Source organism: Vibrio aquaticus, from assembly GCF_003970385.1.
Lineage (GTDB): Bacteria > Pseudomonadota > Gammaproteobacteria > Enterobacterales > Vibrionaceae > Vibrio > Vibrio aquaticus.
Genome location: NZ_RXZH01000005.1, coordinates 83,727 through 98,426 on the forward strand (window position 1 = coordinate 83,727; position 14,700 = coordinate 98,426).

General features: G+C 45.6%; 13 protein-coding genes. 5 read left to right on the plus strand and 8 right to left on the minus strand.

The window, feature by feature from the left end:
- Positions 1–4: 4 nt before the first annotated feature.
- From pstA to phoU, 3 genes are all read left to right on the plus strand, one after another.
- Entirely contained in the window at positions 5–1,651 is a 1,647-nt protein-coding gene (gene pstA, locus EJ063_RS12490; RefSeq protein ID WP_126574613.1) for a phosphate ABC transporter permease PstA, read from the plus strand.
- A gap of 2 nt (positions 1,652–1,653) precedes the next feature.
- A complete protein-coding gene (gene pstB, locus EJ063_RS12495) occupies positions 1,654–2,472 on the plus strand; it encodes a phosphate ABC transporter ATP-binding protein PstB (protein WP_126574614.1) in 819 nt (272 codons plus the stop codon).
- A 195-nt stretch (positions 2,473–2,667) separates the two neighbouring features.
- Positions 2,668–3,366, plus strand: a complete 699-nt coding sequence (phoU, locus tag EJ063_RS12500; protein ID WP_126574615.1) for a phosphate signaling complex protein PhoU — start codon at positions 2,668–2,670, stop codon at positions 3,364–3,366.
- Here the strand turns inward: phoU and EJ063_RS12505 are convergent.
- The 8 genes from EJ063_RS12505 to EJ063_RS12540 all read right to left on the minus strand — a co-directional run bounded on the left by EJ063_RS12505 (position 3,363) and on the right by EJ063_RS12540 (position 10,029).
- Entirely contained in the window at positions 3,363–3,878 is a 516-nt protein-coding gene (locus tag EJ063_RS12505; protein ID WP_341866952.1) for a hypothetical protein, read from the minus strand. The two genes, phoU and EJ063_RS12505, sit on opposite strands and share 4 nt — an antisense overlap.
- A 65-nt stretch (positions 3,879–3,943) precedes the next feature.
- Positions 3,944–4,504 (minus strand): porin family protein, encoded by a 561-nt coding sequence (locus tag EJ063_RS12510; RefSeq protein ID WP_126574616.1) that lies wholly within the window; start codon positions 4,502–4,504, stop codon positions 3,944–3,946.
- A 137-nt stretch (positions 4,505–4,641) separates the two neighbouring features.
- Entirely contained in the window at positions 4,642–5,283 is a 642-nt protein-coding gene (locus EJ063_RS12515; protein WP_126574617.1) for a hypothetical protein, read from the minus strand.
- Between the two features lie 42 nt (positions 5,284–5,325).
- Positions 5,326–6,567 carry a hypothetical protein gene (locus tag EJ063_RS12520; protein WP_126574618.1) on the minus strand — a complete coding sequence of 414 codons (1,242 nt, stop codon included), beginning with the start codon at positions 6,565–6,567 and terminating at the stop codon, positions 5,326–5,328.
- Between the two features lie 262 nt (positions 6,568–6,829).
- Positions 6,830–7,777 (minus strand): LysR family transcriptional regulator, encoded by a 948-nt coding sequence (locus EJ063_RS12525; RefSeq protein ID WP_126574619.1) that lies wholly within the window; start codon positions 7,775–7,777, stop codon positions 6,830–6,832.
- A gap of 66 nt (positions 7,778–7,843) precedes the next feature.
- A complete protein-coding gene (locus tag EJ063_RS12530) occupies positions 7,844–8,587 on the minus strand; it encodes a copper homeostasis protein CutC (RefSeq protein WP_126574620.1) in 744 nt (247 codons plus the stop codon).
- 142 nt (positions 8,588–8,729) lie between these two features.
- Positions 8,730–9,032, minus strand: a complete 303-nt coding sequence (locus EJ063_RS12535) for a YebG family protein (RefSeq protein ID WP_126574621.1) — start codon at positions 9,030–9,032, stop codon at positions 8,730–8,732.
- 70 nt (positions 9,033–9,102) lie between these two features.
- Positions 9,103–10,029 (minus strand): LysR substrate-binding domain-containing protein, encoded by a 927-nt coding sequence (locus EJ063_RS12540; RefSeq protein ID WP_126574622.1) that lies wholly within the window; start codon positions 10,027–10,029, stop codon positions 9,103–9,105.
- Positions 10,030–10,133: 104 nt separating this feature from the next.
- On the opposite strand from EJ063_RS12540, the gene EJ063_RS12545 reads away from it, so the two are divergent.
- A complete protein-coding gene (locus EJ063_RS12545) occupies positions 10,134–11,102 on the plus strand; it encodes a TDT family transporter (RefSeq protein WP_126574623.1) in 969 nt (322 codons plus the stop codon).
- A gap of 96 nt (positions 11,103–11,198) precedes the next feature.
- Positions 11,199–14,657 carry an exodeoxyribonuclease V subunit gamma gene (gene recC / locus EJ063_RS12550; protein ID WP_126574624.1) on the plus strand — a complete coding sequence of 1,153 codons (3,459 nt, stop codon included), beginning with the start codon at positions 11,199–11,201 and terminating at the stop codon, positions 14,655–14,657.
- Positions 14,658–14,700: the final 43 nt, after the last annotated feature.

The following is a 14,700-nucleotide window of genomic DNA, read 5'->3' on the forward strand; positions in this document are numbered from 1 at the left end:
CAACGTGTTTAAGTGGTTAAAATCCGGCTCTCCTTGGATATGGTTAACGGGCGGTGCAGTCAGCATCAGCTTGTTGTCCGTATTGGGGCTACTGCTGCTTATTGGTTGGAAAGGGCTTTCCTATTTTTGGCCCGCGCCTCTTTATCAATGGGAAACCAAACAAGGTGATCTTCTTATTGGGCAAATCTACAGCCAAGAGTATGTGCCGATCACCCACCTGACCGATATGGACATTGTCCTCCCGGAAGAGACTGTGCAGCGTGGGCTGGCTAAACGCGTTGATATTAAAGTGGCGAACCGAGATCTCTATGACTCAGATTTTGTCTCTTTGTTGGAACTTGATCTTAACTCTCCGGTTAAGCCTAAAGAGTGGGCGGTGATTGAGCGTACTTTGGGCGGTGATTTTTTCGGTAAGCCAGTGGGTTACCAGCTTGAAGATGGACGTATTAGTCAAGATTTAGACAAAGAAATCGCCTCCGGGTTAGCTTTTTCTAAAGTGCTTAGAGATGAAATTGATCGTTTGATTACCCAAGAAATCCGAGTGGTGAGTGCTCAGGCGGAGCGTCTGCGTCTAGAAAAGCGCAAACGTAAACTTAATGATGAGCTGGATGAGGCTTTTCTTGAGCGTTATAAGAGCGAAAATGGTCAGTATCTTGCCCAGCTAGCGAATGCCGAAAGCATGCTTGATAACTTGCGTAGCCAACTTGAAAGCCAAGGCTTACTTGTACAAGATATGACAGGGCAGCAGGTTAAGATCCCTCTGAGCCAGATTTTGGACTTGTGGTACCCGAATCAGATGTCACCGGTTGATAAGCTGATTCGTTGGAGTAAACAAGCGTGGAAGTTCTTATCCGATGACCCTCGTGAGTCCAACTCTGAAGGTGGCGTATTCCCGGCCATGTTCGGCACGGTTTTGATGGTGTTGATCATGTCGATTGTGGTGATGCCACTGGGCGTCATTGCGGCGGTTTATTTGCATGAATATGCCAAGAACAACGCCTTTACTCGCCTCATCAGGGTCGCTGTGATTAACCTAGCGGGTGTACCGTCGATTGTTTATGGTGTGTTTGGTTTAGGCTTTTTTGTTTATACCTTGGGCGGCTCCATTGACTCGTTGTTTTATCAAGAACGATTACCTGCGCCAACCTTTGGCACACCGGGTCTACTATGGTCGGCACTCACTCTGGCTGTTTTGACCTTACCGGTCGTGATTGTTGCTACAGAAGAGGGCTTAAGCCGCATCCCGAGCTCTGTGCGTCATGGTTCTTTGGCATTAGGCGCAACTCAGTTTGAAACCATGTGGCGTATCGTTCTTCCTATGGCAAGCCCTGCGATGATCACAGGGTTGATTCTGGCGATTGCGCGAGCAGCCGGTGAAGTGGCACCATTGATGTTAGTCGGGGCGGTAAAGCTTGCATCCAGCTTGCCAGTCGACAGTCAGTTCCCATTCTTGCATTTAGAGCGCAAGTTCATGCATTTAGGCTTTCATATTTATGATGTAGGCTTCCAAACGACCAATATTGAGAGTGCTCGCCCACTGGTTTATGCGACGTCGTTATTGTTGGTTACGGTGATCATTGGCTTGAATTTAACGGCCATCAGCATTCGTAACAATCTTCGCGAGAAATACCGAACTTTAGGACAAGATTAAGCATGTTTTCTGTCAATCAAACACTTGGCTACCCAACTCCGTTAGATGTAAATAATCTTAGTGATGATCTGACGGCGATTTCGATCGAAGGGCTGAATCTTCACTACCAAAGTGCTAAGGCTTTAAGTGATATTTCAATGCGTATTCCTAAAGGACAGGTGACGGCATTTATCGGTCCATCGGGTTGCGGTAAGTCGACATTGCTTCGCTGTATTAATCGCATGAATGATCTTGTTGAAGGCTGCCGAGTCAAAGGCAAGGTTAAGCTACACGGTAAGAATGTCTACGATCCCGATGTGGATGTAGCAACGCTGCGTCGCCGAGTTGGCATGGTGTTTCAAAGACCTAATCCATTCCCTAAATCGATTTATGAAAACGTGGTGTATGGATTGCGTTTGCAGGGCGTCAACAATAGCCGTGAGCTCGATGATGCCGTTGAACGTTCTTTAAGAGCATCAGCATTATGGGAAGAGGTAAAAGATCGGCTGCATGAAAATGCGTTTGGTCTTTCCGGTGGTCAGCAACAGCGTTTGGTCATCGCCCGTGCGATTGCAATCGAACCAGAAGTCCTGCTGCTTGATGAGCCAACGTCGGCGCTCGACCCAATCTCAACCCTGACCATTGAAGAACTGATCAACGAGCTGAAAACCAAATATACCGTTGTGATTGTTACCCATAACATGCAACAAGCGGCTCGAGTGAGCGACCACACTGCCTTTATACACATGGGTAAGTTGATCGAATACTCAGATACGGATTCTATTTTCACGTCGCCGTTGAAAAAGCAGACTGAAGACTACATTACAGGTAGATATGGTTAGGCTTGTTGGTCATATTTGAAACGGTAGTGGTGTTAACTGCGACATTTCACCCTAATCACATAGACGAGCTATGCTCATAGGGCTGAAATCTTTTACTGCCTTGCTACAGTTTAGCTATCTAGAACAAGGGCAGTTGGGTGCTTATCCAGTATGTGATTTTTCCTATTTATCCCCAAAGAGAGAATAACTTTATTTATGAATTTTGGTCGTCATATTTCAGGTCAGTTTAATGTCGAGTTAGAGTCGATTCGTACCCACGTGTTAACTATGGGTGGATTGGTCGAGCAGCAACTTTCTTTTGCTATGCAGGCGCTGCACAAAGAAGACATCGAATTGGCGAGAAAGGTAATTCGTGACGATCACAAAGTGAATTCGATGGAAGTTTCTATTGATGAAGCGTGTACTCGAATCATTGCCAAACGTCAGCCAACGGCAAAAGATCTGCGTCTTATTATGGCGATCATCAAAACCATTACCGATTTAGAGCGCATTGGTGATGTTGCGACAAAAATAGCGGAAGTGGCGATTGAAAGCCCATCTTCAAAAGAGCGTCAATTCCAAGTCTCCCTTGAGCCTCTGTGTCGCCAAGCCATCAGTATGCTTCACCAAGTATTGGATGCGTTTGCGCGTATGGACGTTGATGCCGCTGCAGCGGTGTATAAACTGGATGATAAGATTGACGCGGAATACGAAGCCGTCATTCGCCAGTTAATGACGTATATGATGGAAGACCCGAAGAACATTCCTAACATTTTGCAAGTGATGTGGTCAGCACGAGCCATTGAACGAGTCGGGGATCGCTGTCAGAACATTTGTGAGTACATCATCTACTTTGTGAAAGGAAAAGATGTTCGCCACTTGGGCGAACAGAGCATAGATGACGCACTTCGTTAAAAGTGAAAAACAACGCCTGAAGAAATAGTGGCAGACCAGTTCGTTTCGAACAGGGTGTCGCTCTTATCGATATAGTTGAAGTCGGTACCTAGTCTAAAGCCGACATTGTCGTTTACGAATACCACCCATGATGCAGAAATACTCGCACCATTACCTTCTTCATGGCGAGTTGCACTAGAGAACACATAGTCACGTTTCCCTTCGTATTCAACTACCCCAGCTTCTAGCTGAAGTGCCATTTTCATTGGATGATCTATAAACTGGTACTGTCCACCAACGCGATAGGTTTTGAGTCTGTCTTTATCGAGTAGAATTTCTGCCGACGTGTGAGAATAACTGACATAAAGTGCGTCTAGCCCTAAAACGTCGGTCACGCCTAACTGCATCCCCCCGCCTGAAATACCAGCTCCGAGATAAGGGCCCATTTTAATTTCTGGTGAAAGGTGCAAGCCTGAAGCTGACGCAGTAAAGGGAGCTAACAGTGCAAGTGCAAGAAGGTGTTTTTTCATCATGGATACTCAGTGGATTGAATACAGCCATCCATGGCGTATGAGTTTAAATCAAAGCGATACAGTGATTAGAATTTGTAGCCGACGGTGAATGAGAACTGGTCGTAATCCATTGTGTCAAAACCGTCGTCATAGCTTGTAAGGTCGATACGGATATCACTGTAAAAGTGTTGGCCAATATCTGCTCGAACACCTGCGCCGAGGACAAAGCTCGTGTCATTCCAAGAGTCCGTACCCATGAAATTGGTGCTAATTTCTTCGTTGTATCGTGCTAGGCCAATCACGCCGTAAGGCTTAATTGCGAAACCATCCAACATAAACTTGTAACCAATATCAGCGTCGATTTGGAAAGTGGTACCATCGAGTTCTGCTGAGGCGCCTTGAAGCGATACGCTGTCTTTGTTCTTAGCGTAAGAGACGTTGAGGCCAACGATTTGATTGAACTCATAGCCATACTCAAGCTTGATGCCGTTTCCCCAATCTGATGTGTATGAGCTGCCAAAGAAATCATCTGTCATATCAGTACTGCTAAAACCAAGCCCGACACGATGTTGGCTTTCAAATGTATTTGCTAATGCAGTTGTTGATAGAAGTGAAGCAGTTAAAAGTGTTGTGAAAGCTAATTTCATTTTGAATTTCTCTTAAAGTTTATGTGCTTTCCTTCCTAGAAATGACTTTGTTCCGATGTGTGTATAGTAAATATCTATACTTATAAGCTCTAATTTCTAGGTCTTATATGGGTCATAAGCTTTGGTTATCAATGGGATTACCAAGTGAGTGATCCACCGACACTCCAGCTGTAGTAAATGTCACTAGAATGAGCTCTAAAAGCGGTTGTTTTGATGTAAGGTGAAACTTTCCAAATTCGATTTAGCCCCAAAGTGAGTTCGAGCTCATTGGATCGAAAGTCGCTATCGCTATCTCCCCATAACTCATCGTCATAGTGTCTAAGTGAGTGAGTGTAAGTTGAGGAAACATACCAATTCTCAAAGTAATAGCTGTATCCGGTATACACTGACTGTTTATCACCCGCTTCAAACTCCCAGCCGCTGTCATCGATGAGCTCGTACTTTGCTCCAAGCTTGACGCTCGAGTTTTTAAAGAACTGGGTGACAGAGAGGTCTAGCAAGTTGCTTTTGGTTCTTACGCCAAAGTCACCGAGTAACACGTTGTCCCACTGGGAGTATTCGTAATAGCCAGAGACTCTAGTTAGTGTTTCAAACAGGTAAGAGTGCCCATAGCCTACCGCAAACCAGTTGGAAGTATCGGCTCCTACGTACAGGTAGGAATTGTCCTTAATATCTACCGAGTATCCCAACTCTACGATTTCATCAGCATAGCTAAAGTTGAAGCCTGCTAGAGCTACACCAGGCAGTGAGCTTAATATAAAGAACAGTGTTTTTTTCATAGGAAATAAAAAGGCTCAGAATAACTGAGCCTTTCCTTAGACTTACTTAGATACTCGACTGCGGATATCGCCACGAACTCGGTTTTGATCGATGTTGCGCTGCGGGGTCGACATTTGTGTTGGTAGAGGAGTGCTTGGTCTTAGTTCTTCTAGCTTTTTCTTGACATGATCCCACCCATGTAGCTGCACATTACGAACTAATGCAATCGCATAGCGGTTGCCTTCGTTGCCAGATACGCCTAATCGGTCGAGCATATCTTGTCCATGCTTATATACGGCTTGGTAGACTTGCTGGATGCTTTCATGCTCAGAACCTAAGTGGTCATTAATATGACGTAGAACTTGTTCTTTCTCTGAATCTGTTGCTGTGTTTTCGATATGTTTCAGAGCATCGACAACAATTGAGTGAGCGATTGATACGTTTCCATTGAAAGAGAACGCTAGAACGCCCAGTTTATGTTGGGTATCAAGTTCGTCATCGCTTAGAAGGTAGTGAGCCGCTACATCATATGCTGCTTTTTCCATTTTCTCTTTGTCGTAATGGATACCCGAAGCGTATTTAAGATACTCACCAATTAGTTCGTCTTGGTTAAGTTGCTTAATCGCTTCTTTTTGTAGGTTTAGAATGCTGGTAATGTCATCTTTTGCGACATAATCCAATCCAGTATCAACATCGAAATCGTAGTCAGGGGTAAAGGCGAATCGAGTGCTATTGAAGAAGAAAACTTGTTGTTTGTAGATAACTGCAATTCGGCCATCATCTGTGATACGAGCGTATGCAAGTTCACCTTCAGCGTCACGAATAATATATTCTCGATCCATCTCATCATAACCGATTAACTGATATTGATTACCTTCAAATCGAATAACCCCATCGCCGTCAATTTGTATATCACCAATCACACCACCCCAGTCAGGAGTGTCGCCGAAGTCAGGTTGAGGGCGATCTGGTGTATTGTCATCTACAGGTGGCTGCACTGGTGGTGGAACAACGCCCCAGTCTGGAGTGGTATCTACGCCCCAGTCTGGTGTCTCTCCAAAGTCGGGTTGAGGTCGATCTGGCGTATTATCAACTGGTGGCTGAACAGGTGGTGGAGTTACGCCTCCCCAATCAGGAGTGTCATCAACTGGAGGTTGAACTGGTGGTTGTCCCCAATCAGGGGTGGTATCTACGCCCCACTCAGGATCGACGTCACGATCACTGGTACCTGAACCGCCTGAAGACGAACAACCAGCAAGCACGAATGAGCCAGCCACTACTAAAGCAATAAGAGATTTTTTCATAATCCGCTACCTAAAAGTCTTACAAGATTGACTGGCTGAATGCTTGTTTGCTTCAAGGCCAGTGAATAAAGAAGGCCATTCCTTTGGCTAGGGAAGAGCGGATTTAGAACTGTCGAGAGAGTAAGACAATACCTAAAAACAACCGTACCCTATTCAGCGATTTCCCCTGCTGAACCATTTGCTGCGGGTATTATTGTTAATAAGTAATTGCTGCTCTAATGGTGGTTACTTATCTCGGTGATAAGAAAGGCTTATTATCAGCCTATGTTGCAAGGATGGAGTCGACTTTATTGGCCTGAAATTCGAGGGCGGCTTGAATTTCGCTATTGAGCCAATGAATGAGAGGGTTGTTACGATTTTTTAAGTGGTACTGACTAAAAACGCTCATGGTGCGTACACCTTCGTCAATATCAACATCAATTGCTCTTAAGTTGGGGTATTGATCGATAGGGAACAAATTAGAGTGAGGCATAAACATGTCGGTGTGCTGAACCACGTCGATAATAGCGATTATCATCTCTGAACGAAAACCTACACGACTTTTCAGCCCTGAGCTTTTCATTATTTGTTCTGCAACACTGTATTTGTCGTTCCAACCTGGGACGATAAAAGAAGCAATATCAAAACCATCAAAGTCTTTTGGAGTGGCGACTTTTTTGGTTATTGGATGGCCTTGGCGGACGAATATTCTTCCTTTTAAATCTATGAGATGGTTGAGGGAGATACCTTTTGATGCGCCCAAATCATAGTTTATTCCTAGTAGTACCTCGCCTTTGTGAATGTCTTCCAATGTTGTTTGTGTCCAACCGACCAGCTCGATTTCAGCTAAAGGCGCTTGTTCTCTTAATTGATGGAATAGGGTGCCCGATAAACAGCCTAACACCATTGGCGAAAGGGCGATTTTGATTTTCGAGTCATACTGGCTAGGGTCAAATGCTTGTGAAGTATTGAGTGCGCTGGCTAAGCCGTCTAAGTGCGGGGTGATGCGCTCAGCAAGTTCGTCAGCAAAATGTGTGGCCTCTAAGCCTGATGGGACTTTGACAAACAGCTCGTCATCAAAATGATGACGAAGCTTCTGCAGAGCTTGACTGATCGCGGGCTGTGAGACAAACAGACGTTGAGAGGCTTTACGCATATTGAGCTCTTGGGAGAGAACCAGAAACGTTCGCAGTAAATTCAAATCAAGGCTGTAAAACAAATCCTTTGCCATATTCCACTCTACTCTTTGTTAATCCACAGAGGGCTCGTTACCCTCTGTATTTATTCCTTTTTAACATTAACTCAGCGCTTTGACGACCTTTTCAATCGCTGAGCTGCTTGTGACAGGAACAATGAAATCATCAATATTTGGATTACCCATTTTGGCATCTTCACTGATATTGAGCATGTGGCTTGGGCGAGTGCTTTTTCCTGATAAGTGAACTTCTCTAACCCCAGTTGCATGAACAATGTTCTGCACGTTATCAGCGGTTAACCCTGCGCCTGCCATAATAGAGATGCGTCCATCGGCACGCTTAACCATCTCTTTTAGAATCTCTGTGCCTAGTTCAACGTTAGCCGCTAAACCTGAGGTTAAAATGCGCTCTGCACCAAGGGAAATCGCATCTTCAAGAGCTTGCTGCCAATCGCTGCTTTGATCAATCGCGCGGTGGAAGGTGATGCCTAACCCGTAAAGTTTAGCTCGGTCTGCTAGGGCTTGAGCAACGGTCATATCGACTTGGCCTTCAGCGGTTAACACACCTAATACGACACCCTGCAATCCGGCTTCTGCTGCCGCTTCAATATCAAGCAGCATGGCTTCAACATCATCATGATCGTAAAGGAAATCCCCCTGTCTTGGCCTGATCATGGCATAAACAGGGATGATAGATATTTGGGCTGCTTTTTTCATGAAGCCGAAACTTGGAGTAAGTCCGCCTAAAGCGAGGGAAGAGCAAAGTTCTATACGAGTTGCGCCACCTTTAATTGCTTGGTGTAAAGACTCGAGGTTATCAATACAGACTTCAATGTGATAGTTCATGGGTAAGGCTCACAGGTTGGGAATTAGGATTATAGTAGCAGCCCAGAAAAGGAAGATTAGGGTAAACATTGATGATTTGTTTTCCCTAATACAAAAAACCTCAGCACTTGGCTGAGGTTTCAATTCTAGAGTCGAGCGAAAATTATGCAGCGTCTTCTTGCGCTTCTTCAGCGTCTTCAACCGCTTCAATTTTCTTTGCTTTCTTAGGTGCTGGTTTACGTTTTGCACCCAGAGCGTAAAGCACTTCTTCTTTATTTTGTGCTAGGTACATCGCCAAGTCTTCTTGCTTGCCTTCGTCTTCTAGTAATTCACTTTTACCTAGTAATGCAAATAGCTCATCAGCCATATCGAGCATTTTGTCGTATGCGTCAGCTTCCGCTTTAGAGGTAAAAGTCATTTTCTCTTCTCCGTTGCGTTCTACCACGTACTTAACGATTACAGCCATGGTTGGTCCCCTAGTCAAAATTCACCAAAAAATATCACTGGCTTTTTATACAGTTTTTGACCAGTTAAGTCTAGGTGAGCGAGCGGTTCTGGGATCCAAGTGGCGACTCTTTGCGCCATTGGTGACAGTATTCTATAAAGGCTTTGAGTAGCGGGCTCTGATATTTTTCTTTATGCACCAGTAACCAAAAGCGACGCTTCATGTCGAGTGGTAAAGTAAGTTCAACCAGTCTGCCATCTTTAATCGCAGGTTCAGCAGCCAGTTTAGAAAGGCAAGCCAAACCTAATCCTGCTGAAACACTGTTGATTAACGCTTCGGTGGTGTTGAGCTGAAATGACTCATGCCAATGTTCGATTCTCGGTGCGATCGCTCTAAGGAAAAACTCTCGTGAACCGGAACCTGCTTCGCGTAATACCCAAGCGCTGTTTTCCAAATCACCAATGGTCAGAGGCGATAGCCGAATTAGAGGAGAGTGCGGATCACAGACGATGCACATTTCATCTTGGCTGAACTGATGAGAAACCAGTTGAGGGTGAATAGTTTTCCCTTCGATAAGGGCCAGATCGAGCTCATAGTCGACCAGTTTCTCGCAAATTAACGCAGAGTTAGAGATAAACAAACTCTGTGAGGTGTGATTTGTTTCATCTCTAAAGTCACGCAGAAGATAAGGGGCGACTTGATTGCCTATGGTGTCGCTCGCGCCAATCTTAAGTTCTCCCGATAATCCCTGTTCATGACTAAACAATTGCTCGATATCTTGAGAACGCTCAATAAGCTCATCGGCTAAAGGGAGTAACTTTTGTCCTTCTTGATTGAGGATCAGTCGATTGTTAACGCGATCAAACAGCGAGTGACCAATCTGCTTCTCTAATTCAGACAGCGCCATACTGACCGCCGCTTTAGAAAGGAACAACGCTTCCGAGGCCGATGTCAGCGTTTTGTGTTGGGTAATGGTAGTGAATACCTTGAGCTGTTTTAGGGAAATATTGGTCGCCATATCTTCTGTTTAGTTAATCTGAACAACTGTTTTAAATAATTAGATATAACCAAACATATAGCAAGCGTAAACTGCATCTATACCAACGAGCTTGTGAGGCAACAATGATTAACGCAGCAAAACAAAAAGTAATGGGAGCACCAACCCCAATGGCGGGTTTAGCGTTAGGGATTGCGAGTTTAGGCTGGTGCTGGGAAAATGCCGCCCCGTTTCACGGCTATGCGCAGTGGAGTAGTGCAGCTATCGCATCGCTACTACTGACAGTATTAGCGGTGAAGTTTCTCTTTCATAACCACCTGTTGCGTGAAGATCTTGCGCACCCTGTTGTCGGCAGTGTTGTTCCGACATTCGCAATGGCAACAATGGTAGTTTCGGCTTCTGTGCATCATTTCTTCCCTATGCTTGGTGATGCTTTATGGTTGGTCGCGGTGGCACTTCACATTGTCTTCTTGGTGAGCTTTCTATATCACCGAGTACAAGCGTTTGAATTACACCACATGGTGCCAAGCTGGTTTGTACCACCGGTAGGCATTATTGTTGCGGACGTGTCGTTTTCAGGTAACCCAGCGTTATCCGGTGTGGCTCATGGTGCATTGATCTTTGGTATGTTGGCTTATGCAGTGATGTTACCAATGATGATTTACCGCTTTATGTTTACTCATGAGATCCCTGACGCTGCGAAACCAACTATGGCGATCATGGCGGCTCCTGCAAGTCTCTCTTTGGCTGGCTACCTAACAGTAACTGCAGAGCCATCGCCTGTAGTCATAGGTCTACTGTTTGGGATTGCGGTATTAATGACGGCGATTATCTACCTCGCATTTTTTAAATTGTTAAGACTGCCATTTAGTCCAGGTTATGCGGCGTTTACCTTCCCAATGGTGATTGGTTCTACAGCACTATTTAAACTGGCTCATTGGATGGAAAGTGTTGATGTTGCTAGTCAGTACATTGCCCAAGTCCATGTTCTTGCCCTGCTGGAACTGGTGGTCGCAACATTGGTGGTGAGCTACGTAGCAGTGCGTTATTTCCACTTCTATCAGCCTCATCGTGCGTTAGTGAGTAATGGGTAACCTTTTGGCCTTTTTCTAAGCGTATATTTATCAAGAAAACCGTGCACTTATGCTAATCTCAACCCTAATTGCGGCGAGAAATAGTGTGAGTGCATTTTGTTTACTGTTTACCATTCCAATCAAGTGGATGTTTTAAAGTCCCTGCTTGTTGAGCTTGTTCGACTCAATCCACTGGCGAATCCATTCGAGAAAGAACAAATCTTGGTACAAAGCCCAGGTATGTCTCAGTGGTTAAAAATGGAGTTAGCCAAAGAGTTTGGTGTCGCTGCCAATATTGACTTTCCTCTACCGGCGACTTTCATCTGGAATATGTTTACAGAGGTGCTGCCAGATGTGCCTAAACGCAGTGCTTTCAATAAAGAATCAATGACTTGGAAGCTGATGCACATTCTTCCAAGTATGCTTTCCGCACCTGAATTCGAACCGCTCAAACGTTATTTGGAGCAAGATGATGACAGCTCCAAACTTTTCCAGCTGTCTGAAAAAATCGCCGATATTTTTGATGGTTACTTGGTGTATCGCCCTGAGTGGATAGCCGCTTGGGAAGCAGGCCAAACAGTAGCTGAATTAGAACAAGAGCACCCTTGGCAGCCGATCTTGTGGCAAGCGCTTTACGACCACACGATCGCTTTAGGTCAATCGCCATATCACCGTGCTAACTTGTACGAACACTTCATTGATACCCTTGAAAGTTACCAAGGCAATTTCGACCACCTGCCTAAACGACTATTTGTGTTTGGTATTACGTCTCTGCCACCACGTTACATGGATGCGCTAAAAGCGATTGGTGAGCATATTGATGTCCACCTGATGTTTACTAACCCTTGTCGTTATTACTGGGGGGAAGTGCGTGACAGAAAATTCCTCGCTCGTTTAGCGGCAAAACACCGCAAGCATGTGGTTTGGAATCAGGACCATTCAGAACAACATGGCGAGAGTGAACAGTTAAAAGGCTCGCTAGAAGAGAACTTACTGGATGAACTTCATACTGACGCGGTGGGTAACAGTCTGCTGGCATCCATGGGTAAGCTGGGTCGAGATAATATGTATCTCTTATCGCAGCTTGAATCCCACGAAATTGAAGCCTTTGTCGATGTTGAGCGTGATACGGTTCTACACCAGCTTCAAGCGGATATCTTGAACCTTGAAGAGCATCAGGATGATCATGTACTCGATAGCAGTCACCACAAACAAGTCGTAACCTTGGGCGATAACTCATTAAGCTTGCATGCCTGTCATAGCCCAATGCGTGAAGTAGAAGTGCTGCACGATCAGTTGCTTGCGATGTTTGATGCCGACCCGAGCTTAAAACCTCGCGATATCATTGTCATGGTGGCGGATATCAACGCCTATAGCCCAGCGATTCAAGCCGTGTTTGGTAACGCACCGGGCGAACGTTTCATCCCATATTCCATTTCTGACCGCACCGCCGATCAAGAAAGCCCAATCCTCAATGCCTTCATGCAATTGGCGAACCTGCCGAATACTCGTTGCCTAGCCTCTGAACTGCTTGAGCTATTGGAAACGCCAGCGATATTAGCTCGTTTTGGCTTGAGCGAAGACGAGTTCATTTTGGCTAAACAGTGGGTCGAGGAATCAGGTATTCGTTGGGGACTAAATCCGGCAACCGGTGAAGAGTTTGATCTACCTGAAACTGAGCAAAACACTTGGCAGTTTGGTATTGAACGTATGCTGCTGGGCTATGCGATGCCGGAATCGGCAGGATTGTTTGAATCTGCATCAGGAGCACTTGCGCCATATAATGAAGTGCAAGGTTTAGGAGCGGAATTAGCCGGTAAGCTTGCGCACTTTATTGAAACCATCAGCGATTACCGCCAAAAGCTTATACAAACTCAATCAATCGATTCTTGGCGCGAAACCCTGACGTTTTTGTTGGATGATTTCTTCACTGTGGAGCTAGAAGGTGAAGCGGCGTTGAAATCGATTCGAGACACTTTAGCCAACCTCAAAGAACAACTGGTCGATGCGGCATTCGAGCAAGACCTTGCGCCTGCCATCATGACCCAATATCTACAAAACAAGCTTTCCGGCACGCGAGTGAGCCAACGCTTCCTTGCTGGACAAGTGAACTTCTGTACCTTGATGCCGATGCGCTCGATTCCATTTAGAGCGGTTTGCTTGTTAGGTATGAATGATGGCGTTTATCCTCGCTCGGTACCACCAGAAGGGTTCGACTTGATGAATGGCCGCACTAAGCCGGGTGACCGTTCACGCCGAGATGACGATCGATACCTATTCTTAGAAGCGATGCTGTCAGCGCAGCATTCCTTGTACATCAGCTACGTAGGCCGCTCTATTCAAGATAACACTGAGCGAGTGCCGTCGGTGTTGGTTTCAGAGCTGATGGAGTATTGCCATCAGAACTACTGTCTTGAAGGGGATGAAGCGCTTTCGGCAGACGAGTCGGGAGATAAGCTTCTGTCTGAACTCGTGACTCACCATTCGATGGTGCCATTCAGTAGCAGTGCTTTTATTGGCAACAACCCAAGCTATGCCAAAGAGTGGTTACCAGCGGTGAACCGACAAGGGCAGGTGAGTGGAGAGTTCAATCAACGCCTGCCAGATTACTTGTTGGATGCGACCTACCCATTGGATCTCGATTTGGTTGAACTACAACGTTTTTGGCGACTACCAGTGCAGTATTTCTTCAACCGCCGCCTAAAGGTGATGTTTGAGCCGCCATTACCCGTAATGGAAGACGATGAGCCATTTGTTTTGAATGGTTTAGAAAGCTATCAGATGCGAGACGGACTGCTTGATACCTTACTCAAGCAGAAGCTTTTGCAACATCATGATCCTAAAGCTGCAGTTCAAGCGTTTGTCGCAGAGCAACGCGCTCAGGGTAAACTGCCGGTGGGAGCTTTTGGTGATATCGAATTTGAAACCAATCGAGTGCAAGCCGAAGAGTTGGTTGAAAAGCTGACCTTCTTATGTGGTAAAGGTGACGAGGATCTCGAGATTAAGCTCACCCTCGACGTGCTCGGTGAAGATAAAAAAATCTACCTAACGGGTTGGCTGACTCAGAACTACCAATCGGGGCTAGTTCGTTACCGCAGTGGAAAAATTCGTTCTCAAGACTATTTATCGGCTTGGATTGATCACCTTGCCATGTCGGCGATGGGCGTAAGTAAGCGTACCCACATGATTGGTTATGATCGAAAAGAAGGCGTGGTTCACCTAGTGTATCCACCAATAGCCGACGCCAATTACGCGCACTCATTGCTCTCAGAGCTTGTACGTCTTTTCTATCAAGGCATGACAGAGCCGCTTGCTTATTTCCCTAAAACCGCATTAGCGAGTGTGGAAGCGGGCTTTAACCGAGGCAACTGGGTTGATGATGAAGAGAAGTCACTGAAGAAAATGGCGGACACGTTTAATGACAGCTTTATGGCCGCAGGTGAGGGCAACAATGATTACATCGCGCGAATCTGGCCAAATTGGAATGATGAGCTGGCCGCTCAGCTTCGTACTATGACAGCACTGGTGTTACAAACACCACGATTAGAAGCCAAGCTGAGTGAAGATCTTCAATAGAGAGTTGGAGCGAGTTTGGAGAAAGTAGGTGGCCGCCAGTAAA

What these genes read in the sequence shown, in the direction of transcription:
- pstB (WP_126574614.1), top strand. Translation starts at nt 1,654, where the DNA reads ATGTTTTCTGTCAATCAAACACTTGGCTACCCAACTCCGTTAGATGTA.
- phoU (WP_126574615.1), top strand. Translation starts at nt 2,668, where the DNA reads ATGAATTTTGGTCGTCATATTTCAGGTCAGTTTAATGTCGAGTTAGAG.
- EJ063_RS12505 (WP_341866952.1), bottom strand. Translation starts at nt 3,878, where the DNA reads ATGATGAAAAAACACCTTCTTGCACTTGCACTGTTAGCTCCCTTTACT.
- EJ063_RS12510 (WP_126574616.1), bottom strand. Translation starts at nt 4,504, where the DNA reads ATGAAATTAGCTTTCACAACACTTTTAACTGCTTCACTTCTATCAACA.
- EJ063_RS12515 (WP_126574617.1), bottom strand. Translation starts at nt 5,283, where the DNA reads ATGAAAAAAACACTGTTCTTTATATTAAGCTCACTGCCTGGTGTAGCT.
- EJ063_RS12520 (WP_126574618.1), bottom strand. Translation starts at nt 6,567, where the DNA reads ATGAAAAAATCTCTTATTGCTTTAGTAGTGGCTGGCTCATTCGTGCTT.
- EJ063_RS12525 (WP_126574619.1), bottom strand. Translation starts at nt 7,777, where the DNA reads ATGGCAAAGGATTTGTTTTACAGCCTTGATTTGAATTTACTGCGAACG.
- EJ063_RS12530 (WP_126574620.1), bottom strand. Translation starts at nt 8,587, where the DNA reads ATGAACTATCACATTGAAGTCTGTATTGATAACCTCGAGTCTTTACAC.
- EJ063_RS12535 (WP_126574621.1), bottom strand. Translation starts at nt 9,032, where the DNA reads ATGGCTGTAATCGTTAAGTACGTGGTAGAACGCAACGGAGAAGAGAAA.
- EJ063_RS12540 (WP_126574622.1), bottom strand. Translation starts at nt 10,029, where the DNA reads ATGGCGACCAATATTTCCCTAAAACAGCTCAAGGTATTCACTACCATT.
- EJ063_RS12545 (WP_126574623.1), top strand. Translation starts at nt 10,134, where the DNA reads ATGATTAACGCAGCAAAACAAAAAGTAATGGGAGCACCAACCCCAATG.